A 23,352-nucleotide genomic window follows, 5' to 3' on the forward strand; every position below is an offset into this window, starting at 1 on the left:
CAAGATGAAAGCAGAAACCCAACATCACGTTGATAAAATCAAGCAGTCTCTCGCACTGCTGAGGAGGCATCTTTGACTGGGATGTCGCAAATGACAGACTGGCAGAGCTGAACGCCCTTTCCGAAGACCCCGAACTGTGGAACGATCCCGCCAACGCACAGAAACTGATGCAGGAACGTCAGAAGCTGGATCAGGCCATTACCCTGTGCAAAGACGTGGAACAAGACCTCAATGACAATGTCGAGCTCATTGAAATGGGCGAGACGGAAGGTGATGACGAAGTTGTCGCCGAGGCCGAACAGGCTATTGAGGCGCTGACTGAAAAAGCCGGCGAAATGGAGTTCCAGACCCTGCTGAGCGGGGAAGCCGACAGCTTTGATACCTATGTGGAGATCCATTCCGGCGCCGGCGGAACCGAGAGCCAGGACTGGGCCAGTATGCTGCTGCGCATGTACACCCGCTGGGCCGAGCAACATGGCCACAAGGTGGAAATGATCGAGTATCACGCCGGTGAGGAAGCCGGGATCAAATCCGCCACCATCCTGGTCAAGGGCGAGAACGCCTATGGCTGGCTCAAGACCGAAAGCGGGGTCCATCGCCTGGTGCGCATTTCCCCCTATGATTCCAACGCCCGGCGTCACACCAGTTTCGCCAGCGTCTGGGTTTATCCGGTGGTGGATGACAATTTCGAGGTGGAGATCAATGAAAGCGACCTGCGTGTTGATACCTACCGGGCCAGCGGCGCCGGTGGCCAGCACGTGAACACCACCGACAGCGCCATCCGCATCACCCATATTCCGACCAACATTGTCGTGCAGTGCCAGAATGACCGCTCCCAGCACAAGAACCGGGCCACGGCCATGAATATGCTGAAAGCGCGGCTCTATGAGGCCGAGCTGCAGCGCCGGGAAGAGGAAGCCAATGCGGAGCACGCCAGCAAGACCGAGATTGGCTGGGGCCACCAGCTGCGCTCCTATGTTCTGCAGCCTTACCAGATGGTCAAGGACCTGCGCACCGGCGTGGAAAGCGGCCAGCCCGACAAGGTGCTGGACGGCGATCTGGACCAGTTCCTGACCGCCGCCCTGGCGGCCCGGGTGCACGGCACCACGGCGGAAGTGGAAGATATCGACTAGAGAGATATCCTGAGCAGAAAAACAAAAAGCCTCCCGATAACTTGGGAGGCTTTTTTAATTCTTTGTCTTAGAAAAATCCGTTAAGCTGTTTTCTGTCCTTCGGATTTAATCTCCACAGACTTGATTGCTTTGGGGGCAGACTCCTGCATGGGATTGTCCCTGTGGGTCAGGGAGCCTTCGACGAAGGCGCCGGCTTCCACACTCAGGGTTTCATGCATGATGTCGCCCTTGACCTTAGCGGATTTTTCAAGACGGATATTGCGCCCCTTGATCTGTCCGCTGATAGAGCCTTTCACAATAACATTATTGGCCACAACCGTGCCGTTGACAGAGCCATGTTCGCCGACAGTCAGGGATTCACTGCGCACATCCCCCTCGACAGTGCCGTCGAGCTGAATTTCGCCTAATGTTGTAATGTCTCCGCTGATTGTGACGTCTGAACCGATGATGGAAGGGGCTGCATTGTTGCTGGGTTTCATAGTTTTCACTTCTTTAGCTTCTGGAATATTCCTGCCGCTTGATTTTGAGAACATCTTCTGCTGCCTTGAATAGCTTCAAAGGATTAATGGGTTTACCGTTGAACCAGATCTCGTAATGCAGATGGGGGCTGGTGCTGCGCCCGGTGCTTCCCATCAATGCGATCTGCTGTTCAACACTGACCTGCTGGCCACGTTTAACCAATATCTTCGAAAGATGGCCATATCGTGACTTAAACCCGTTTCCATGGTCGATTTCGATAAAATTCCCGTAAGCGCCGTTGCGGCCGGCTTTTGTCACCACCCCGTTGCCGGAGGCATAGATCGGTGTTTTCCACCAGCCGGCCATGTCAAGGCCGTGGTGTTGGGCCATGGTTTTCCGGAACGGGTCCCGGCGCGGACCGAAGCCGCTGGAGATATAATATTTCTTGGCCGGGATAGCCACCGGCATGCTCTGGATCGCCGCTTCCAGGTCAATCAGCTTGTTGTAATGGGCCTGCAGGCGGGCGAAAGGTTCAGATGGCGGCAGGGTTTCGTCGAAGCCATCGGCAAAAACCACCAGCGGACCACCCTGACCAGCCAGTTCGGAGGAGGGGCGATCCTGGGCAATCTGCATCAGCTTGTCAGTTTTGATGCCCGATTTCTCCAGGGTGTTGTCGATATAGGCCAGTTTGCCGGAAATGCCGCGGATCATGACTTCAGCCAGCTCACGCTGCTGGTTTTCGATTCTGTTCAGCTCGAACCGGTAGTAGTCCAGTTCCTTGAGCCGGGCATTATATTCCTGCTGTTTGTTCTTGCTGCTGAACACATGGGAAATCAGGTCGGCGCCGCCGCCTTTGGCCTCACTGGCCTCTGCAGCCGGGGCAGCCTCCTGTTTTTCGGCCTGGTCAGCCTGTTCCGACAGGGACTGGTCGGTATCAATCAGCTGCTGCAGGTAGATCTGTCGCTGTTCCAGATTACGGGCTGTCTGCTCAATATCATTCTTGAGGGCTTCGAACTGCTGGTTCACCAGCTCATATTCTCGGTTGGCCTGTTGCACTTCCGCTTCCTTGGCGGACAGGATCTGCTGTTCGAAAGCGAAAAAGACAGAGGTGACGATGACCCAGGTCAGCAGGGTCAGAAGCAGACCGACAAAGATCAACTGGGTCCGTTCCGATACGGTGATAAAACGGACAACGCCATTCGTCCTGAAATACATCTGTCTCTCAGGAAAATAGCGGGCGCTAAGTTCTCTCAGTTTTCTGGCAAGATTACGTATCGGTCCTACCCCTGCTTGCTAAACTAATTGCTTCTAAATCAAAGCTTTTCTTTTATAGACGGCATTTGATACCAAATAGTAAAGGATTGCAACGGTTTTTAATATAATTATGAACCAGATAGCGGCAAATAATAGGACTCGTCGAGCCCTGCCGCGTCCCGTGCGGGAATATTAAACGGCGGCTTCAACCTGCCGCTGAAATAGTGCCGGACCAGTTGCTGGTATTTTTCCTTGCTGTCCCATCCATATTTGTCGCACAGCCAGGCAAACCATTTCTGTCCTTTCGCGACATGGCTGATTTCCTCGTCATAGATCACCTGCAGGGCCGCGACGCTTTTGCTGTCGCCAAAATTTTCCATGCGCCGGATCATGCCGGGCGTGACGTCAAGGCCCCGGGCTTCCAGCACCATGGGCACAATCGCCAGCCGGGCGGCAAGGTCATGACGAGTGTCAAAAGCGGCCTGCCACAAGCCATCGTGCGCGGGCAGGTCACCGTAATGGCTCCCCAGCTCTTCAAGCCGCTGTTCGATCAGCATGAAATGCCGGGCTTCGTCATCACCGACCTCCACCCAGTCGTCAATAAATTCATCTGGCATATCATGCCCGAAACGGGCGACGATATCCCAGGCAAGGTCAATGGCATTGAGTTCGATATGGGCGATGGCATGCATCAGGGCGATGCGGTTTTCCACACTGCCGCCTTTGCCGCGTTTTGGCATATCCTTGGGCAGCAGCAACTCCGGCTTGTCCGGCCGGGCAGGGCGCTCCTCGGGAGAGGCCTGGTCCCGGCTGGTATATCCCCCGTCTTTCCAGACCCGGGCGATCTCGCGGGCGACCGTTGCCTTGTCCCGGGCGCTGGCCGTTCCCAGCACCCGCAGTGCCGCCTCGCAAATGGAAAGAGGTTCGCTCATAGGGTTTTAAAGTTCTTTGGCCGCTGCCAGAACCTCTTCGGCATGGCCCTTGACCTTGACCTTGCGCCAGATATTGCGGATCACACCTTCACCATCAATCAGGAAAGTGGCCCGCTCAATCCCCATATATTCGCGGCCGTAAAGCTTCTTCAGCACCCAGACGGTATAGTCTTCACACAGGGTACCTTCTTCGTCGGACAGGAGCTTGACCTTGAGGTCCTGTTTGGCGATGAAATTCTGGTGCCGCTTGATACTGTCCCTAGACGCGCCGAGAACGACAGTATTGGCCGCATCAAACTGGTCAATCAGACTGGTAAAATCCTTGGCTTCGGTGGTGCAGCCCGGGGTGCTGTCTTTCGGATAGAAATAGAGCACAACATTCTTGCCTTGGAAATCCGACAGGGAAACAGTGTCGCCGGTCTCATCCGGCAGGGAAAAATCAGGGGCTTTCTGACCAACTTCGAGCATTTGTAGTTCTCCAATCTGCGTCTTGTGATTTATTCGACCGGTGTTCCAAACGGGGTAACCGGTGCAGGAGGTATCATGTTTTTCGCCGGCGTTTCAATAATTTCCTGATAGATTTCATATACGGCCTGTTGGGCGGTACGGATCTTTTCCTCGAGTTCTTCCAGAGATGCTGTATTGGTACGTTGCAGCAGAGTTTTCACCAGGGCCTGAGGTTTGTTTTCGCTTTTCGAGGCACTTCCCATGCAGAGCCGGAGCAGAAGCTGCACTGTCTGCATCAGATTCGTCGCATGGGACAATGCCTCCGCCACATCAGCCGAGATAACCCCGTGCTCCGCAGCCTGCCGCAGGAAGTCAAGGATATTGGGGCTCAGGATTTCCGGCTTATCGGCGCCATGGGACAGCAGGAGATACTGGCAAATGAATTCAATATCCACCAGACCGCCCTTTGTGTGCTTGACGGCCCAGAGGCTGTCGGCCTTGAATTCCTGGCGCATGCGGTTGCGCATTTTTGCCACTTCGAACAAAAGATTATCCTGGTCCCGCTTTTTGTTGGTCAGGATGTTGTGGATGGTCCGTTCCACGGCGTCGGTAATATGTCGCTCCCCGGCAATGGGTCGGGCCCGGGTCAGGGCCATATGCTCCCAAGTCCACGCCTTGCCTTCCTGGTATTGGTTGAAGGTATCCAGATTGACGGCAATAGGTCCCGCATTGCCGGATGGCCGAAGGCGCATATCCACTTCATAGAGGCGACCTTCACCGGTCATCGCCGTCAGGGCGTTGATGATATGCTGGCTCAGGCGGGCATAATAGTGATTGACGCTCAGGGATTTCTTGCCGTCGGAGAAGCCGCCGGGTTTGCTGCAGTCATAAATAAACACCAGGTCCAAATCAGAGACGGGAGTAAGCTCATACCCGCCCAGCTTGCCCATGGCCAGGATACAGAAGGAACCGCCTTCGATGACGCCGTGTTTGAGGGCAAATTCCTTTTTAACCTCCTGCAGCATGCGGCAAACCACCACTTCAGCTATCCGTGTCAGATACCTGCCGGACGTCCGGACATCTACTACATTTCTGAGGATCTGCACCCCGACCTGGAACTTCTGTTCATTGGCCCATTTGCGGACGATATCCAGAACATCCTGAAAGTCCAGAGCCATTGCCAGTTGTTCCGCCAGGCTTTCCTCAAGCTCTTCACGATCAGGAAAAGACTCAAAGAAGTCCGGTGTCAGCACCGCATCCAGGAGCAGGGGCCGCCGCGCCAGCTGTTCCGACAGGGAAGGGGCACTGGTCATGATTTCCGAGATCAGCTCCAGCAGCCAGGGGTGGGCGTTGATAAAGGAAAACAGCTGAACCCCTGAGGGAAGCTTGGACAGAAAATCATCAAACCGGCGCAGCGCGCCATCCGGGCTGTCCGCCTGAGAGAAGGCTTCCAGGATATGAATGCTCAGGCCGCTTAGGATCTTTCTGGCCCGTTCGGTGCGGCAGGCCCGGTAACGTCCCATCAGCCAGTTCTGGATAATATCGTAGGCCCCCCGCGGGTCTTCAAATCCGTTTTCACTGATAATTTCCAGTGTTTCTGGGTGATAGTCTTCGTCGGTAGGAAATTGCAGCACCCGCTCGGTCTGGGACTGCGGGGTCTGGTGGCTTTCTTTCAACAGCGCGTCAAAAAGTTTATGGACCTTTTCCAGGTGTGCGACCGTCGCTTTTTCAAAATCCTCCACCGTTTCAAATCCCATGAAACAGGCCACCCGGTAAATATCCTCGGGCCGCTCCGGAATGGTATGGGTCTGGTCATCGTTGATCATCTGCAGGCGATGTTCCAGGGTCCTGAAATAGACATAGGCAGTCTGCAATATGTCATTATCCTCCGGTGCCAGGCGGCCTTCCTCCACCAGGACATTGAGGGCGTCGCAGGTAGGGGCTACACGGAGCGCCGGCTCCCGACCGCCGGAAATCAGCTGGTGGATCTGGGCATAAAACTCGATTTCCCGAATTCCGCCCGGGCCCAGCTTGATATCCTGGCCGGCGAGGGTGATGTCGCCGTGTTTATGGTGTTTGTGGATCAGCTTCTTGATGGCGTAAATATCTTCCAGCGCCGCATAATCCAGGTGCTTGCGCCAGACAAAACCGCGAATACGGTCCAGAAATTCCTGGCCAGCCTCAATATCCCCGGCAATGGGGCGGGCCTTGATCATGGCCGCCCGTTCCCAATTGAGCCCGACGCTCTGGTAATAGGTCTCGGCAGCCACCATGGAGATGGCGACCGGCATGGCCCCGGGATCGGGCCGCAGCCGCAGGTCGGTACGGAACACATAGCCGTCCGCGGTCCGGTCCTGCATGATATTGACCAGGTTTCGGGTGATCTTGATAAACAGGTCACCGGGAGACTTTCGGCCCGTATAGCGCACAACATCCTGGTCAAACAGGACAATCAGGTCGATATCGCTGGAATAATTCAGCTCCCGGCCGCCCAGCTTGCCCATGCCCAGCACCGTATAGCCGCTGTTCCAGGAGGGAGACGGTGCATTTTCCCCGGCCTCAAGGTCACCCCTGGAGATGGCTTGGAAGATCAGATGATCAACGGCCAGGCGGACAGATGTTTCGGCAAACCAGCTCAGTGTGCCGGTAATCCGGGGCAACGGCCATGTCCCGGACAAATCCGCCCATCCGGTGAGAAGGGCGACCTTTGCCTTGCCAAGCCGGAGTATTTGCTTCAGGCTGTCTGTGTCAATAGCGCGCGGATCCAGCACCTCCAGCTCGCTTTCCAGCGCCAGAAGACAGTTGTCCGGGGATGAGCTCAATAGGTCCGCCAGAAAATCCGGATGACGGGCAGCAAGAGTTGACAGATAGGGGCTGTTGGACAAAATCGCCCGCAGAAGATCCCTGTTGTGATCCCTGGCCAGAAGTTTTTCAAAGTCCGTTAATCCCCGGTCAAGGCACAACTGGATAAAATCGACGAGCTTTTTATCAGATGTGGCCTCGTCTGAGGGAAGCGGTAGAGGGACTGAAAATCGGTTTGTCACAAATGCTTGCCTTAATTTGAATGATTTTATTCTTTAGAGTAGCGCCCGATAGATATTAGCTGTAAAAAAAAACGCAACAAAGAGAAAACTGGAATTGCGCAGACCTACGGGAACATTAAAGATCTTGTCCATACTGCTGGCCCTGCTTGCCTTGTCAGTGCTGGTCTTTATATGGCGCCTGAGCATGGGACCCGTAGCCCTGAACTGGGCAGGACCGTTCATCAAGTCAAATCTTGCCCGCAGCTTTACCGACATCCGCATCGATTTCGATGATGTGGTGCTGACCTGGCACTCCGCCCGGGACCGCGCCGAGAAAACCAGCGGCATTGATATCCATTTCGTCAATGCCTCCCTGACCGACATCGAAAATGAGTTGACGATCAATATTCCGGAGGCGGATATGGAGTTCAGCGCCCTGGGCATGATGCGCGGATTGCTGGCCCCGGTCCGGGCGGATTTTTCCAAACTTCAGTTCGAAATCGTCCTGCCCAAGGAAATCTGGGAAGGGGAGAGCAAGGACCCCCTGCAGGTCAGGCTGCAGCGCCTGCTGGACGATTTCCAGACCAGTCAGAAAATTATTCCCCGTATCACGCGCCAGCTTCTTTCTGAACCGGCCCCTATGAATGCGGCGGGTTATCTCAGGGATCTGACCTTTCGCGACAGTTCCTTCAACATCACGGATGAGGCGTCAGGCAGCCGCTGGACCATCCCCGGAGCGGTCCTCAACATGAAGCGCACCGCGGACGGTTTGCTGGCCCTGTTTGAAGGTGATATCCACTACAGGGACAGAACAGAAAGCACGCCCCTGCATCTGTCGCTGGCCCACAATAACAAGCGCAAGGACGCCATACTGCAGCTGCGTTTTTCCAACCTCTCGCCTGCGGTGATTACCGCCGGCATGCCGAAAATGGAGCAGGTCAAATCGGTAAACGTTCCGCTTACCGGAATCATAGACGTGTCGATTGGCACGGAGCTTGACCTGACCAGTGTCATATTCGAGCTGGAAGCCGGCAAGGGCAGCCTGAATGTTATGGACCTGTATCCCGCGCCGGTAGAAACCGACAGTCTGTTGATCAGCGGCCACTACAGTGGTGAGAAAAAAATTATATTCCTTGACCAGTTTGAGCTTCTCCTCGATGAGGCTGCAATCCGGGGTGACGGCCTGCTTTACGGTTCAGTAGACACGCCCGGGGCGACGATAAATGCCTCGATCGAGAATCTTTCCTTTACCAATCTGGTGTCCTACTGGCCGGCGGAAAAAGCGCAGGGAGCGCGGAAATGGATCGCCAAAAATATCAGGGCGGGATCCGTCCAGAATGGCGCCATCGATGTGAAGATTGACCCCGGTATGTGGGCGGCGGATGAACTGCCGCGGGAAGCGTTCCAGTTTCGTTTTGATATCAAGGATGTGGTGGCGGACTATTTGCATCCCATGCCGCTGCTTCGCAATGTCGCGGGATCGGGGTATCTGACCCTGAAGGACTTTACCCTGACGGCGAACCAGGGCGAAATTGACGGCGTGCAGGTCAATCAGGGCAAGCTTCTGTTCAGCAACATTGATATCAAGAACGGTTCTGTCGCCACATTCACCATACCGCTGCAAGGAACAGTGCAAGACATACTGGCCGTCATTGACAGCAAGCCCCTGGGCTATCCGTCAAAATACGGCATCGAACCCGGCAGCGTGACCGGACAGGGCAAGGCAATGCTCTCCCTTGATTTTCCGCTCCTTAAAAACCTCAGCCTCAAACAGGTCAATTTCAAAGTCGATGCGGATATCGAAAACCTGAAGATCCCGCATCTGTCCGATAATCTGACCATCGGAGACGGCAGCATAAACCTGGTGGTTGACGGGGAGGCCCTGAAAGCTGAGGGAAATATTCTCCTGAACGGGGTTAAATTTGCCGCCGTCTGGAATGAAAAGTTCAAGACCGAAGAAAATGAACTGCCCACCAGCTATCACATCAAGGGGGATCTCGCCGGATATGACTGGGAGGCCTTCAAGCTGCCGTTCAGGTCCTATATCGACGGACCGGCCCATCTGGACCTGCAGCTTGTCGGTAAAGGTGCGAAAATGACCTCCGGGACCGGCAAGGTGGATTTGACGAACAGCCAGGTCACATTCGAGCCCATTGGCTGGTTAAAGGAAAAGGGGAAACCGGGACAGGCCGACTTCACCCTGAATTTCGGCGACGGCAATATCATCAAGGTCGATGACATCAACGTTACAGCGGAAGATTTCAAAGTGGACTCAGAAGTCCTCATTGTCGAGGACCGTACAGCCCGTCTGGCCCTCCACAACCTTCAGATGCCTGACATGGACTTTGATATGGAGGTGGCCTGGAACGCGGAAAAGCAGAATTACAATGCAATCATCACTGCACGTGAATTCAATGCGCGGCCGCTGCTCGATATTCTGAAAAACTCTGGTGCCGGAGATGATGAAAATAAAATGCCGGATTTTGATGTCTCGGCCCGATTTGACAAAATAACAGCGGAGAACGGCGTCATTCTCTGGGATGCAACGTTTGATGGCTCCTACACCCAGGATGACTTTCGCCGCATCGATTTCAAATCCTTTTTTGAGGATGGTCGGGAGTTCACAGTCACGCTGGCGCCGGGGGAAAAAGATCGGGTGCTGACCGTCAAAAGCAGCAATGCCGGTGAAACCCTGCGCGGGGCCGGCGTTTTCAACAACGGTGTGAACGGCACCATGGAAATCGTCGCCGACTACGGCAGAAAAGAGAACAAGCTGTCCATCGAGGGCAAGATGACGGCCCAGGATTTCCTGATCAGCGATTCCCCGGGGGTTTCAAAATTGCTCGCCGATGAGGATTTTGCCAAGGCGCGGGAAGAACTGAAAAAGGGCGGGTTGAATTTCGAAAAATTCCAGATGGACTTTCACCAGTACAACGGCATTCTCGACATCAAGAAAGGCACCGCCAAAGGCTCCTCCATCGGGGTCACCATGTCCGGCAAGGTTGACCAGGCCTATAACGAGGTGAATATCGAAGGGACCATCGTTCCTGCCTATGGCCTCAATTCACTATTCAGCAATATTCCCATTGTCGGCACCATTCTGACCGGCGGCAAGGACCAGGGCATTTTTGCCGCCACCTTTGTAATGACCGGTACCATGCAGGAAACGGAAATCAAGGTGAACCCGCTGGCGGCCCTGGCGCCCGGCATCCTCAGGAACCTGTTCAGCGCCATTGGCGGATCGGACAAAAAATCACTGCGCGAGGAGGCCGAGAAACTTCAGGAAATTACCCCTGATACCCCGGCCCCGAAAAAGCAGGATGAAAACAGCCCGGATTAGGCCGGCTCCACCAGGATATGCCGCTTTTTACCGGCGGACAGCTTGATGGTGCCTTCTTCATTCAGCTGATCCAGGGTAATCAGCTGCTCGCTGTCTTCCACCTTCTCGTCATTGAGGCGGGCGCCGCCGCCCTTTACCAGACGCCGGGCTTCGCCCTTGGATTTAGCGAGACCGGCGAGGGTAAACAGATCACTGAAGGTAATGCCGGCTTCCAGCTCAGCTTTCGGGACGGTGATTTTCGGCAGGTCGGCCGCCAGGGATTTTTCCTCAAACGCTTTGCGGGCGGTTTCTTCCGCGGCTCGGGCCGCATCCTCGCCATGACACATCTTTGTCGCTTCGTTGGCGAGTATTTTTTTGGCCTCGTTGATCTCTGCGCCTTCGAGGGCTTCCAGTTTCTCGATTTCGTCCAGAGAAAGCTCGGTAAACAGACGCAGGAAACGCCCTACATCCGCATCATCCGTGTTGCGCCAGAACTGCCAGAAATCGTAAGGGGACAACATGTCATCGTTAAGCCAAATGGCGCCCCCCAGACTTTTACCCATCTTCTGGCCGTTGGCCAGCGTCACCAGCGGAGTGGTCAGGCCGAAGACTTCTTTCTGGTCCACACGTCGGGTCAGTTCGACACCGTTGATGATGTTTCCCCACTGGTCGGAGCCGCCCATCTGGAAACAGCAGCCCTGGCTCCGGTTCAGTTCCAGAAAGTCGTAGGCCTGGAGGATCATGTAGTTGAACTCGAGGAACGTCATCGGTTGCTCACGCTCGAGGCGCAGCTTGACGCTCTCGAAGGTCAGCATCCGGTTGATGGTGAAATGGGTGCCCATATCGCGCAGGAATTCGATATACTTCAGTTCGTCCAGCCAGTCCGCATTATTGACCATGATGGCGTCGCTCGGCCCGTCACCAAAGGTGAGGTATTTTTCGAACACCTTGCGGATACCGTCCATATTTTCCTGGATCTGTTCGTCAGTGAGCATGGCCCGGGATTCATCCCGGCCGGTGGGATCACCAATCCGGGTCGTGCCGCCGCCCATCAGGACAATCGGTTTGTGGCCGGTCTTCTGCAGATGACGCAGCATCATGATCTGCACCAGGGAGCCGACATGCAGGCTTTTCGCGGTACAGTCAAAACCGATATAGGCCGGTACGATTTTCTCCTCCAGGGCCTTGTCCAGGCCTTCCATATCCGTGCACTGGTGGATGTAGCCCCGTTCTTTCATCACGGAAAGAAAGGAGGACTTGGGGTGAAAATTTTCGGCTGTTTCGGTCATTTTCTTAGTCTGTTTCGTTGGATTGTGACGTCAAATTAATTTGTTGTAAGAATTCAGGCGCATCATGTAGCATAGGTTAGCTGAATAATTAAACGGAAACTTCATGGAAATACAGCCTTCCGAGGAAAAAATCCTTTCTGTCGGCCTGATGAGCGGCACTTCGCTGGACGGTGTTGACGCAGCCCTGCTGTTGACTGACGGTGTCACAACTGAACCTTTCGGCCATCCTGTTCATATACCCTACAGCAGGGAAATCCAGAATTTGCTCCATGAAGGACTGGCGACCGCGCGCCTGCACGGCAAGCCGGTCACGAGCGATCCCAAGATCCGCCATGTTGAGGAAATCCTGACCGAACACCATATCATCGCAGTGAAAGACCTGCTTTCCGACAATGGCCTGAAAAGCAAGGAAATCGAAGTGATCGGTTTCCACGGCCAGACCTTGCTGCATCGCCCCGCGGAGGGCTGGACCTGGCAAATCGGCGATGGCCAGGCCATGGCTGATACGTTGCAGATCCCTGTCGTCAGTGATTTCAGAAGCAACGATGTCGCTGCCGGCGGCCAGGGCGCGCCACTGGTGCCGATCTATCACCTTGCCCATATTGCCGGGCGGCCGGGCAATGCCACGCTGGCCATTGTCAATATCGGCGGCGTCGCCAATATCACCTGGATTGCCGCCAGCCGGGCGCCGGAGGACCTGATTTCCTGTGATTCAGGACCGGGGAATGCGCTGCTCAATGACTGGATCGCCAGAAATACCGGTGAGGATTGCGACCAGGACGGCGGCTATGCCCGGCAGGGCACGGTCGATGAGGCCCTGCTTGCCCAATGGATGGCGGACGACTATTTCAGGCAAGCGCCCCCCAAATCCCTTGATCGCAATAGTTTTACGGTACCGGGCTTGGACAAGCTGTCCCTTGAAGATGGCGCCGCGACCCTTACCGCCTTCACGGCACAGGCCATAGCCGACACCCTGAAGCTGTTCCCGAAACATCCGGAAAGCTGCTTTATTTGTGGCGGCGGACGACATAACCCCGTCATGATGGAGGAAGTGGAGAGAAGGATTTCTCCGGCGCTGATATCGCCGGTTGAATCAATCGGCTGGCACGGTGATTTTATCGAGGCTGAAGCCTTCGCCTTTCTGGCGGTAAGAAGGCTCAAAAACCTTCCTATCTCCTTTCCCGGCACGACCGGCGTAAACCGTCCGATGCCGGGAGGAGTCATTCATCTGCCGACAAATCGCTGATTAATAGCCGAGCCGTTTGGTCAGATATTCGTCAATCTTGCGCACCAGTGGCTCGTGATGGTTTTCATAAAAATGATCGGCATTTTCGATCTTTTCGTAGTCGATGGTAATGCCTTTCTGACTCTGCAGTTTTTCCACCAGTTTCTGCACAGACGGTTCGGAGACCACCGTGTCGGCTGTTCCCTGCATGATCAGCCCGGACGAGGGGCAGGGGGCAAGGAAGCTGAAATCATAGAGGTTTGCCGGCGGCGAGACAGACAGGAATCCCTCGATCTCCGGACGGCGCATCAACAGCTGCATGCCGATCCAGGCGCCAAAGGAAAAACCGGCAATCCAGCAGCTGGACGCATCCCGGTTAAAGGACTGCAGCCAGTCGAGTGCCGCTGCGGCATCACTTAGTTCACCAACACCACTGTCAAATTCACCTTGGCTGCGGCCGACACCGCGGAAATTAAACCGCAGCACGGAAAAGCCACGCCGGGCAAACGAGTGATACTGGTAGTAACAGATTTTGTTGTTCATGTTTCCGCCATATTGCGGATCGGAATGCAGGATCAGGGCGATCGGCGCATTTTCTCCCTTTCCGGGATGATAGCGGCCTTCCAGGCGCCCTTCAGGACCATTAAAAATAACTTCAGGCATCTTTAGTTTGTCTTACCTCACAAATGCAAAAGCAGTAATTTCCTCAATATATTGTGACCGACTGTCCGTTTGGCAATACCTTGACGTAATTGATTGCCGCGCCTATATGAACTATTATATATCTAGTATAAACAGGCTGGTCCGTCCGATTCCGTGCCTTTATAACACAAAAGCGGGACAAAAGGGCAAGCTCAGATTGGCAGAAACACATGTTTGACAATATTCGCCACGACATCTCTGTCGCGATGGAGCGGGACCCTGCAGCCAGGTCCCGGTTTGAAGCTTTCTTTGCCTATCCGGGCATTCATGCCCTGATCTTTTACCGCTGGGCCCACTGGTGCTGGAATTCCGGCTTCCATACAGCGGGACGCATTCTTTCCCACATCGGACGTGTTTTCACCGGGATTGAAATCCACCCCGGCGCCAAAATCGGCAAAGGTGTCTTTATCGACCATGGCATGGGCGTAGTGATCGGCGAAACTGCCGAAGTGGGAGACAACTGTACCCTGTACCAGGGGGTGACACTGGGCGGGACCTCGCTTGAGAAAGGCAAACGCCATCCGACTCTGGAGGAAGGCGTTATCGTCGGCGCTGGCGCCAAGGTGCTCGGCCCTATCGTGCTGGGTAAAGGCAGTCGTGTCGGCTCTAACGCCGTCGTTGTAAAACCGGTGCCTGAAAACACCTCCGTCGTTGGCATCCCGGCCAAGGTGGTGCAGCCTCCGGAAAGTAAAAAGAAAGACGATTTCTGCGCTTATGGCATGCCGACCGATGATATTCCCGATCCTATCGCCCGCTCTCTCGAGGGCATGTTTGACATGGTGTGCGGGCTTCGCTCCCGGATCGAGGAACTGGAAAAGGAAGTGGCCGAGTTGGAAACTGAAAACAGCCTGCTGGCCCGGGCCAAGAAAGAAGCCGAAGATAAAAAGATCCCGGCCGGCGAATAGCCGTGCGGCGAGGGTATTCAATTCCGATGGGGTAATTTCCATTGACCAGAGATATTGCTTATCTGGACTATAACGCCACAGTGCCGGTCCGGCCCGAAGTCATTGAGGAAATGAGCCGGGCCCTGGCCGCCGGCGGCAATGCCTCGTCCGTGCATACGATCGGCCGCAAGGCCAAAGCCACACTCGAAAAATCCCGCGCTACCATTGCCGACATGATAAACTGCCGCCCGCAGATGATTACGTTTACCAGCGGCGGTACCGAAGCCAACAATATTGCGCTCCGCTGTGTTGGCGCCGAACGATTGATCGTGGCAGCCACCGAACATGACTCTGTTCTTGATGTGGCGCGCCATTTTCCGGGAGAAACCGATATCCTGCCGGTATCGGAACGGGGTCTGATCGACAGGGCGGAGCTGGAAAATCTCCTGAAAAACAGTGACAGGAAAACCGTCGTCTCCATCATGCTGGCCAATAACGAGACCGGCGTCATCCAGGAGATCGCCGAACTGTCTGAGCTGGTTCACTATTACAATGCCCTGATGCACACTGACGCGGTCCAGGCTTTCGGCAAAATCCCGCTCGATTTCCGGGCCCTGGGTGTGGATATGATGAGCCTGTCCAGCCACAAGATCGGCGGCCCGCAGGGGGCTGGTGCCTTTGTCGCCTGGGAAAAAATTGATGTGGAGCCGCTGATCCGCGGCGGCGGCCAGGAACTGGGGCGGCGCTCCGGCACGGAAAACCTGCCCGGCATCGCCGGGTTTGGCACGGCGGCCGGTATGGTGCCGAAATCGCTGCAGGCCATGCAGCAGATTGGCGAGTGGCGCGACCGGATCGAACAGCAACTCAGTCGTCACAGCAACAAGGTTCGTTTTTTCGGCGCTGCCAGTGACCGCCTGCCCAATGTGACCAGCATCCTGATGCCGGACGTCAGCAGCGAAACCCAAGTCATGGCCATGGACCTGGAAGGTATCTGTGTCAGCGCCGGGTCCGCCTGCTCTTCGGGCAAGGTCAAGGCGTCGCATGTGATTACCGCCATGGGCGGCAGCGAGCAGGAGGCGTCCTCCACCATCCGGGTCAGTCTCGGCTGGAACAGCAAGCAAGAGGATGTAGAGCGTTTTATTACCGCCTGGTGTAAACTTTATGACCGGAAGCACGGCGCATGACCCGTCCCAACCTGCCCATCTATTTGGATTATCAGGCGACGACGCCGCTGGATGAGCGGGCGCTGGACGTGATGATGCCTTATCTCACCAGTAAATTCGGCAATCCCCATTCCATCAATCACAGCTTCGGCTGGGAAGCCGATGCCGGGGTGGAATTGGCTCGGGAACAGATTGCTTCCTTGATCGGGGCGGACGATGAGGAAGTGATTTTCACCTCCGGGGCGACGGAATCCAACAACCTGGCCATCAAGGGCATGGCTTATGCGCTCTATCCCGATAAAACCCATCTTGTCACCGTGGCGACGGAACACAGCTGTGTACTGGAAAGCTGCCGGGCGCTGGAACAAAGCGGCCTGGCGGTCACCTACCTGCCGGTGCAGCCGGACGGCCTTCTCGATCTGGATCGGTTGCGGGACAGTATTACCGATCAGACCGGCCTGGTCACCGTCATGGCGGTTAATAACGAAATCGGCGTCATCCAGGACATTGCCGCCATCGGCCAAATCTGCCGCGACAAGGGGGTAGTGTTCCACACCGATGCGGCCCAGGGCGTGGGCAAGATACCACTGGATCTGGCCGAAATGCCAGTCGACCTGATGAGCATCTCCGGCCACAAGCTCTATGGCCCCAAGGGTATCGGCGCGCTCTATGTCAGTGAAGAGCTGAAAACCCGTCCACTTCCGCTGATGAGCGGCGGCGGACAGGAGAGGGGCCTTCGTTCCGGCACTTTGGCGCCGGCCCTCTGCGCCGGTCTCGGCGCCGCCTGCGCGCTGGCGGAAAAGGAAATGGAGCAGGACAATATCCACGTCGCAAAGTTGTCCAGGCAGTTGTACGAGACAATCACTTCGGAACTGGAGGGTGTCACGCTCAACGGTTCCGCCGACAAGCGCTGGCCGGGCAACCTGAACCTGACCTTTTCCGGCGTGAAAAGCGACCTGTTGGTGAAAGGCATCCGGGATCTGGCGATCTCTACCGGATCCGCCTGTTCAACGGCTAAACCGAAACCGTCCCATGTGCTCACCGCACTGGGGCTCGACCGCAAACAGATCGACTGCAGCGTGCGCATCGGTTTCGGCCGCATGACCACCCGGGCGGAAGTGGAGTTTGCCGCCGGACTGATCATCGATACCGTCCGGAAGGCTCGTAATCCCTACTGAGGTGTGCCCCAGTTAAGCACCATTGGCAAAGGGCTTGAGGCACACATAGCACAGGGAATGGACCGGTGTCGGCACACCGTATTTTTGTCCCAGCCGATGAATGGTCCCCTGGATCCATTCCACTTCCAGCTTGTTGCCATGCAGCTTGGCATAGGCCTGGGAGGCCAGCAATTTCTGTCCGCCAAGCTCATCAACACGCGCCATAAACATGGGAACCAGGCCTTCCTGCAGGGTGACTCCGGAGGCATTGGCCACAGCCTCCGCTTCCCTGAGCGCCATTTCGAACAGGGGCCGGCTGTCAGGATCGCGGCACAGGGTGCCGGCATCAAGCCCGGTGACAGCGCCAAGGCCCGCATTGGCGGCCAGCAGGACAAATTTTTCCCATAACATCACCATCATATCGGGATGGCGGTCGCCCGCCATTGCACTGTCCCGGATCACCGTCGCGATTTTATTGTATTGTGTTTCCTCCATGCCGGCCGGGCCCGCATACATCATCATATTGGCGCCGCCGTTATGACGGATCACGCCCGGTTCCTCGATATTGGCGGAGACATAAATTGAGCCCGCGATGGTACGGTTGTCCCCCACCACTTCCGAGATCATATCCACGCTTTCCACGCCATTCTGCAGGGTCAGGATCACGGTGCCCGGCCCCATCATCGGCAGGCACAGTTTGGCGGCCTCCATGGTGTCATAGAGCTTGACGCCGAAGATGATCAGGTCCATCTCGCCAAACCCGGCAGGATCCGCCGCAGCGGTGAAGTTGGTGACGGTCGTCTCGCCGCTTTCCTCCCGCAGGGTCAGCCCCTTTTCGGTCATGGCCTCAAGATGTTTTCCCCGGGCGACGAAATAGATGTCATGGCCTGCCTCAGCCAGCTTAACGCCAAGAAAGCCGCCCATACCGCCCGCGCCGATAATGCCGATTTTCATATCTCACTCCTCCAGAAAGTCCATCACCAGTTTTGTAAAGTCCTGCGGTTTCTCCGCATGCAGCCAGTGTCCCGCGCCGGCCAGGGTTTCGATCTGCGCATAGGGGAACAGCTTATAGATCGCCGGGAAGAAGCTGTCCGGAATATAGTCCGAAAGCTCACCTCGAATAAACAAGCAGTCTTTTTCAAACGGCGTGCCGGTCGGCGCCGCCGCGATATCCGGATAATGGGCATCCAGTACGGGCAAGTTCATGCGCCAGTAAAAACCCTGATCCTTCCTGCGGGCCAGGTTGCTGAGCAGGAACAATCGCACCCCGGGTTCCGCAATATAATCTTTCAGGACATTTTCCGCATCGCCGCGGGAACTGATCGCCGCCAGGTCAATGGCATTCAGGGCGTCGAACACGCTGACATGATGGGGGGGATAGCTCACCGGGGCAATATCGCCGACAATCAGCTTGGTTACCCGCTCCGGATGGGTGAGTGCCAGCTGCATGGCCACCTTGCCGCCCATGGAATGGCCGATGACATGAGCGGTGTCAATATCCTGGTCGTCCATGAATTCAACTACATCTGACGCCATGGCGTCATAGCTTGTGTCGTCATCTTGGGGGCTTTCACCATGGTTGCGCAGGTCCAGGCAAAAGACGGAAAATTTCTCGCCATAGAGTTTCGCCAAGGTGCGGAAATTGGAGGCGGAGCCGAACAGGCCGTGCAGGATAATCAGAGGAAAACCATCCTCGCCATAGTGGTCAAATCGTAATTTCATCATTAACTCCGTGGATTGCCACAGACTATCGCAGCGGAGCGTTTTTTTAAATCAAAAGATATAAAAAAGCAGGAGCAAGCCCGGGGGTAACAGGCTTGCTCCTCAGAGACAGATAGAGGGGTAGTAGGGGTGTTACCGTTTAGTAGTAATTTCACCTGTCTCTGTGTCTACGTAAAGGGTTCCGACCTGGGCCCGGTTCAGGCTGCGGACGTCCACTTTCCATTTGTCGCGATAGATTTTTTCATTGCTTTCTTCATCAATGCCGACCAGGGCGCTGATTTTCTGAGCGTCACCGGGGCGCAGGGAAGAGTGTCCGTTTTCTTTCAGGAACTCCTTCACCAGGCTTTTGGCTTCGCTTTTGTCGACTGAGGCGTGCTCTACGGAACGCACGCCGTTATTGTCTCCGATGCTGTCGGCAAATGCCGGAGCAGAAAAAGCGCCGGCCAGGGCGATGATCGAAGCGAGTGTGGCAATTTTTACTGTGTGGTTCATTTTATGTCTCCTCAGGTATGCTGTGTGGTAGGCTCATTTAAGCAAATGACCTGCCGGCGGAGAAGCATAATGCGATAAAGGCAAGCTTCTGTGCGGTAAACGAAATTTCGCGCGATAAAGTGAGTTTCAGCTGCGACAAACGGTCGTCGCGCACAGGTAATTTTCTACAGGAACGGCAAAACGTGAGAGAGAATCTTCTCAACGATCACAGCTACACCTTCCTCATCCGGATGCATGCCATCGCTCTGATTGAGTGAGGTATCGCCCGCCACGCCGTCGAGGAAAAAAGGATAGAAACTGACGTTATATTTTTTTGCGAGCTGCGGATATATCGGATCAAACCGGGCTGCATAGTCAGGGCCCATGTTGGGCGGGGCGAGCATGCCGGCAAACAGTACCGGGATTTTTCGTTCCGTCAGGATGGAAAGCATCCGGTCCAGGTTTCCTTCGGTGATGACCGGATCAATGCCGCGCAGGGCGTCATTGGCGCCGAACTCCAGAATCACCAGGTCCGGGCCTCCGTTGATACTATCCAGTACCCATTCGAGACGCGACAGGCCGCCGGAGGAGGTATCGCCCGATACCCCGGCGTTGATCATGTCAACGGCATAGCCTTTGTCTTTCAGCGCCAGGGCCAGCTGTTCCGGGTAGCCTTCACCGGGCGGCAGGCCATAGCCGGCGGTCAGGCTGTCGCCGATGGCGAGGATCGTCGTCTCTCCGTTTTTCTCTTCCGACAGGGCAGGGACACCGCTTGTCGCAAAAATGACAGCAATCAGCGCCAATATATTGCCGGACAAGAATATTTTCCCTAATCGGGTTTTAAGTGTGTTTGCGTACATTATATTATACCCTTGTGAACAAAATGACCCCGCGCCCATACGGAAGTAACAGATAAATGACCGCCAGAAACATCGTTGAACTCGACAATATACATCTTGAATTTAAGGGCGAAGGCCATGATGTCAACATCCTGCGCGGTATCGACCTGACCATAGAAGCAGGAAAAGCCATCGCCATCCTGGGCCCGTCCGGGTCCGGCAAATCCAGCCTGATGTCGATCATGACCGGCCTTGAAAAGGCGACGCGTGGTGCGATTACCATTGCCGGGCAACGGATCGACCGGCTGAATGAAGACGACATGGCGCTGTTTCGCCGCGACCACATCGGCATTGTGCTGCAGGCGTTCCATCTGATTCCGACCATGACGGCGCTGGAGAATGTCGCCGTGCCGCTGGAGCTGGCCGGGCGCAGTGACGCCTTCGCAGTTGCCGAACAAAGCCTGCATGATGTCGGGCTCGGTCATCGGCTCGATCATTATCCGGCCCAGATGTCCGGCGGCGAGCAGCAACGGGTGGCGATCGCCCGGGCCGTGGCGCCCAGACCGGAAATTCTGTTTGCCGACGAGCCGACCGGCAATCTGGACGGCAGGACCGGCCAAGCGGTGATCGAACTGATCTTCGCGCTGCGGGAAAAACTCGGCACCACCATGATCCTGATCACCCATGATCCGGAGCTGGCCCGCAAATGCGACCGCATCCTCTATATCCAGGACGGCCTGATCGACCGGGTCGAGGAACTGACCGATGAGAGTGGAAAGGCGGCGGAATAGATGAATACGCTTCCCACAGCTTTGCGTTTCGCGCTACGCGAACTGCGGTCCGGCATCAAGCGCTTTCGCATCTTCCTCGCCTGCCTGTTCCTCGGCACCGCAATCATCGCCTCGGTTGGCTCGGTCACCACCAACATCACCGAAGGTCTGAGCCAGGAAGCCCGCCAGTTCCTCGGCGGCGACATTGAAATCAGCATGATGCAGCGGGATCTGACGCCCGCTGAAGAAGCCTTCCTGTCCGCCCACGGCACCATTTCCCGGGTCTCGACCCTCCGGGCCATGGCCCATCTGGTGGACCGGGACACCGAAGACAGTTCGCTGGTCGAGCTCAAGGCCGTGGATGAGCTTTATCCGCTGTTTGGCACCTTGAAATTCCAGGGTGAAGATGTACCCTCAGACCTCTATGCCGAAAAAGACGGCCGGCCCGCCATCGTCATATCCGAAGCCCTGGCCAACCGCCTGGCGCTCGGCCGCAGCGACCTGCTCAAGCTGGGCAATACCGTTTATTACGTCTCCGCCATCGTCACCTTCGAGCCCGATCGCTCCAACCAGGGCCTGCAACTGGCGCCGGGGGCGCTCATGTCCTACGCCGGGCTCGAGGCCAGCGGCCTGGTGCAGCCGGGCAGCCTGATCCGCAATTATTTCCGGCTCAAGCTCAACGACGGCATTGCCATCAAACAGTTCAAGAACGACCTCAAGGCCGCGTTTCCCGACGCTGACTGGCGGGTGCGCGACCGCGGCGACGGCGGGATGGGCATTCGCCGCTTCGTCGAACGGCTCGGACAGTTCCTGTCGCTGGTGGGGCTGACTGCACTGCTGGTCGGCGGGGTAGGGGTCAGCAATGCGGTGACCGCCTACCTGTCGGGCAAGACCGCCACCATCGCCACGTTCAAGATCCTCGGCGCCCGCTCCGGCATGATCATGCAGATCTACCTGATCCAGGTGCTGCTGATGGCGGCACTGGCGACGGCGGCCGGCCTGGTGCTCGGCGGGTTGATGCCGATGATGATCGGTGATCTTCTGGGCCGGTTCCTGCCGGTGCCGATTGCCGCCGGACTCTATTTCAAACCACTGCTGCTGGCGGGGCTGTACAGCCTGCTGATCACCCTGGCCTTCACCCTGTGGCCGCTGAGCCGGGCCCAGAATATCCCGGCGGCGCGGCTGTTCCGCCAGCTGGTACATAAAAGCGACCGGGTCAAATATCCCAAAGCCTTTATCGCCCTGATTACGGGCTTGCTGGCACTACTGGTTGGCCTGGTGGTCTGGCAGGCGGACCATAAAAATATCACCCTGGCGTTCCTCGCCGGCACGGTGGTGGCCTTCGCGGTGCTGTACGGGGCAGGGTGGCTGATCCGCCTTCTGGCCCGGAAAATGCCGCGGCCCAAGAGCCCGACCCTGCGCATTGCGCTGAGCAATATTCATCGGCCCGGCAACGCCACCATTTCGGTGGTGCTGTCGCTGGGGCTCGGCCTGATCCTGTTTACCGCCATCGCCCTGACGGAAAACAATATCACCCGGGAGATCAACGGCCGGGCCAGCCTCGAAGCGCCGTCTTATTTCTTCATTGATATCCAGAAAAACCAGTATGACGCCTTTACGTCGTTCCTGGGAAACCTCAACGGTGTCAAGGACATAGAGAGTGTTCCTAACCTGCGCGGCCGCATCACCCATATCAAGGACACGCCGAGCGAAGAAATGGAAATCGAGCAGGAAGGTCGCTGGATGCTGCGCGGCGACCGCGGCCTGACCTTTACCGACAAGCGACCGGAAAACAACCCGCTCACTGCCGGTGAATGGTGGCCCGAGGGCTATAACGGTCCGCCGCAGGTGAGCATCTCCCGGGAAATGGCGGATTACATGCACCTGAAGCTCGGCGACAGCATCACCGTCAATGTGCTGGGCCGCTCCATCACCGCCGAGATCGTCTCCATGCGGGAGGTGGACTGGGACACCTATGGCATCAATTATGTGGTCATGTTTGATCCGGAAACCCTGAAACCGGCGCCCTATACCTATCTGGCGACGGCCAAAGTTGCGCCCGAGCTGGAAACTGCTACTTTCAGGGCCATTGCAAAAGAGTTTCCCAATGTCTCCATTGTCCGCATGAAAGAAGTGCTGAGCACCCTGCAGGATATGCTGCTCAAGATCGGTGCCGCCGTCGATGTCATGGCCGCGATTACCATCCTGGCCGGGATTTTGGTGCTGGCCGGCGCGATTGCCGCCGGGCACAAGCGCCGGGTCTATGATGCGGCGGTGTTCAAGATCCTTGGCGCGACCCGGAAAGACGTACTCAGGGCTTACGTTTTGGAATTTGTCATCCTCGGCCTGGCGGCCGGCCTGGTGGCGATCGGGCTCGGTACCCTGGCGGCCTGGGGCATCGTCGTCGGGATCATGAACATGGACTGGCATTTCGCCCTTAACATCCCGGCGCTGACCATATCGGTAAGTATTGCCTTTACGCTGATCAGTGGCATGATGAGTATCTGGCTGGCGATGAGCGCCCGACCGGCCCAGGTGCTGAGAGAAATTTGATCCGGAGAAA

General features: G+C 56.2%; 19 protein-coding genes. 8 read left to right on the forward strand and 11 right to left on the reverse strand.

Going from position 1 to position 23,352, the window contains the following annotated elements; translation table 11 throughout:
- Window positions 1-4: 4 nt before the first annotated feature.
- Window positions 5-1,133, forward strand: a protein-coding gene (prfB, locus tag FIV46_RS02510) for a peptide chain release factor 2 (protein ID WP_139938221.1) whose coding sequence is annotated in 2 segments (ribosomal slippage) — window positions 5-73 and window positions 75-1,133 — 1,128 coding nt in all. Because the reading frame shifts where the segments join, the coding sequence is not laid out codon by codon here.
- Window positions 1,134-1,213: 80 nt separating this feature from the next.
- Here the strand turns inward: prfB and FIV46_RS02515 are convergent.
- The 5 genes from FIV46_RS02515 to FIV46_RS02535 form a co-directional block, all read right to left on the reverse strand.
- Window positions 1,214-1,612 (reverse strand): bactofilin family protein, encoded by a 399-nt coding sequence (locus tag FIV46_RS02515; protein WP_181163021.1) that lies wholly within the window; start codon window positions 1,610-1,612, stop codon window positions 1,214-1,216.
- 13 nt (window positions 1,613-1,625) lie between these two features.
- Window positions 1,626-2,867, reverse strand: coding sequence for a M23 family metallopeptidase (locus FIV46_RS02520; protein ID WP_281280507.1), 1,242 nt, complete (start codon window positions 2,865-2,867; stop codon window positions 1,626-1,628).
- 107 nt (window positions 2,868-2,974) lie between these two features.
- Window positions 2,975-3,778 carry a ferritin-like domain-containing protein gene (locus FIV46_RS02525; RefSeq protein ID WP_139938224.1) on the reverse strand — a complete coding sequence of 268 codons (804 nt, stop codon included), beginning with the start codon at window positions 3,776-3,778 and terminating at the stop codon, window positions 2,975-2,977.
- 6 nt (window positions 3,779-3,784) lie between these two features.
- The gene (bcp, locus tag FIV46_RS02530; RefSeq protein ID WP_139938225.1) at window positions 3,785-4,246 is read right to left on the reverse strand and encodes a thioredoxin-dependent thiol peroxidase; all 462 of its coding nucleotides are present in this window, start codon (window positions 4,244-4,246) and stop codon (window positions 3,785-3,787) included.
- A gap of 29 nt (window positions 4,247-4,275) precedes the next feature.
- Window positions 4,276-7,269 (reverse strand): bifunctional [glutamine synthetase] adenylyltransferase/[glutamine synthetase]-adenylyl-L-tyrosine phosphorylase, encoded by a 2,994-nt coding sequence (locus FIV46_RS02535; RefSeq protein ID WP_181163022.1) that lies wholly within the window; start codon window positions 7,267-7,269, stop codon window positions 4,276-4,278.
- 124 nt (window positions 7,270-7,393) lie between these two features.
- On the opposite strand from FIV46_RS02535, the gene FIV46_RS02540 reads away from it, so the two are divergent.
- Window positions 7,394-10,588, forward strand: coding sequence for a YhdP family protein (locus tag FIV46_RS02540; protein ID WP_139938227.1), 3,195 nt, complete (start codon window positions 7,394-7,396; stop codon window positions 10,586-10,588).
- Here FIV46_RS02540 and tyrS read toward each other — a convergent pair.
- Window positions 10,585-11,856, reverse strand: coding sequence for a tyrosine--tRNA ligase (gene tyrS / locus FIV46_RS02545; protein ID WP_139938228.1), 1,272 nt, complete (start codon window positions 11,854-11,856; stop codon window positions 10,585-10,587). The two genes, FIV46_RS02540 and tyrS, sit on opposite strands and share 4 nt — an antisense overlap.
- A 103-nt stretch (window positions 11,857-11,959) precedes the next feature.
- Here tyrS and FIV46_RS02550 point away from each other — a divergent pair, with 103 nt between their 5' ends.
- On the forward strand, window positions 11,960-13,102 hold the full coding sequence (locus FIV46_RS02550; protein ID WP_181163023.1) for an anhydro-N-acetylmuramic acid kinase: 1,143 nt from the start codon (window positions 11,960-11,962) through the stop codon (window positions 13,100-13,102).
- On the opposite strand, the gene FIV46_RS02555 is transcribed toward FIV46_RS02550, so the two are convergent.
- Window positions 13,103-13,744, reverse strand: coding sequence for an alpha/beta hydrolase (locus FIV46_RS02555; protein WP_139938229.1), 642 nt, complete (start codon window positions 13,742-13,744; stop codon window positions 13,103-13,105).
- A gap of 209 nt (window positions 13,745-13,953) precedes the next feature.
- On the opposite strand from FIV46_RS02555, the gene cysE reads away from it, so the two are divergent.
- From cysE to FIV46_RS02570, 3 genes are read left to right on the forward strand one after another with little or no spacing between them, the layout of a single operon-like run.
- Complete coding sequence (gene cysE, locus FIV46_RS02560) at window positions 13,954-14,688, forward strand: serine O-acetyltransferase (protein ID WP_139938230.1); 735 nt, start codon at window positions 13,954-13,956, stop codon at window positions 14,686-14,688.
- 41 nt (window positions 14,689-14,729) lie between these two features.
- Window positions 14,730-15,851: a cysteine desulfurase family protein gene (locus FIV46_RS02565; RefSeq protein ID WP_219845829.1), complete on the forward strand. Its 1,122-nt coding sequence runs from the start codon at window positions 14,730-14,732 to the stop codon at window positions 15,849-15,851.
- A complete protein-coding gene (locus FIV46_RS02570; protein WP_139938231.1) occupies window positions 15,848-17,008 on the forward strand; it encodes a cysteine desulfurase family protein in 1,161 nt (386 codons plus the stop codon). The genes FIV46_RS02565 and FIV46_RS02570 overlap by 4 nt, the downstream gene beginning before the upstream one ends.
- A 12-nt stretch (window positions 17,009-17,020) precedes the next feature.
- Here FIV46_RS02570 and FIV46_RS02575 read toward each other — a convergent pair whose 3' ends face one another.
- The 4 genes from FIV46_RS02575 to FIV46_RS02590 form a co-directional block, all read right to left on the reverse strand.
- Complete coding sequence (locus tag FIV46_RS02575) at window positions 17,021-17,941, reverse strand: ketopantoate reductase family protein (protein ID WP_139938232.1); 921 nt, start codon at window positions 17,939-17,941, stop codon at window positions 17,021-17,023.
- Window positions 17,942-17,944: 3 nt separating this feature from the next.
- Window positions 17,945-18,709 (reverse strand): alpha/beta fold hydrolase, encoded by a 765-nt coding sequence (locus FIV46_RS02580; RefSeq protein ID WP_139938233.1) that lies wholly within the window; start codon window positions 18,707-18,709, stop codon window positions 17,945-17,947.
- 132 nt (window positions 18,710-18,841) lie between these two features.
- Window positions 18,842-19,201, reverse strand: a complete 360-nt coding sequence (locus FIV46_RS02585; RefSeq protein WP_139938234.1) for a hypothetical protein — start codon at window positions 19,199-19,201, stop codon at window positions 18,842-18,844.
- 164 nt (window positions 19,202-19,365) lie between these two features.
- Window positions 19,366-19,998: an arylesterase gene (locus FIV46_RS02590; RefSeq protein ID WP_219845830.1), complete on the reverse strand. Its 633-nt coding sequence runs from the start codon at window positions 19,996-19,998 to the stop codon at window positions 19,366-19,368.
- A gap of 98 nt (window positions 19,999-20,096) precedes the next feature.
- Here FIV46_RS02590 and FIV46_RS02595 point away from each other — a divergent pair, with 98 nt between their 5' ends.
- Together FIV46_RS02595 and FIV46_RS02600 are read left to right on the forward strand one after the other, a co-directional pair.
- Window positions 20,097-20,810, forward strand: a complete 714-nt coding sequence (locus tag FIV46_RS02595; protein ID WP_139938236.1) for an ABC transporter ATP-binding protein — start codon at window positions 20,097-20,099, stop codon at window positions 20,808-20,810.
- On the forward strand, window positions 20,811-23,342 hold the full coding sequence (locus tag FIV46_RS02600) for an ABC transporter permease (protein ID WP_139938237.1): 2,532 nt from the start codon (window positions 20,811-20,813) through the stop codon (window positions 23,340-23,342). It abuts the gene before it with no gap.
- Window positions 23,343-23,352: the final 10 nt, after the last annotated feature.

Origin of the sequence: Emcibacter nanhaiensis (assembly GCF_006385175.1) — a bacterium.
Taxonomy (GTDB): Bacteria; Pseudomonadota; Alphaproteobacteria; order Sphingomonadales; family Emcibacteraceae; genus Emcibacter; species Emcibacter nanhaiensis.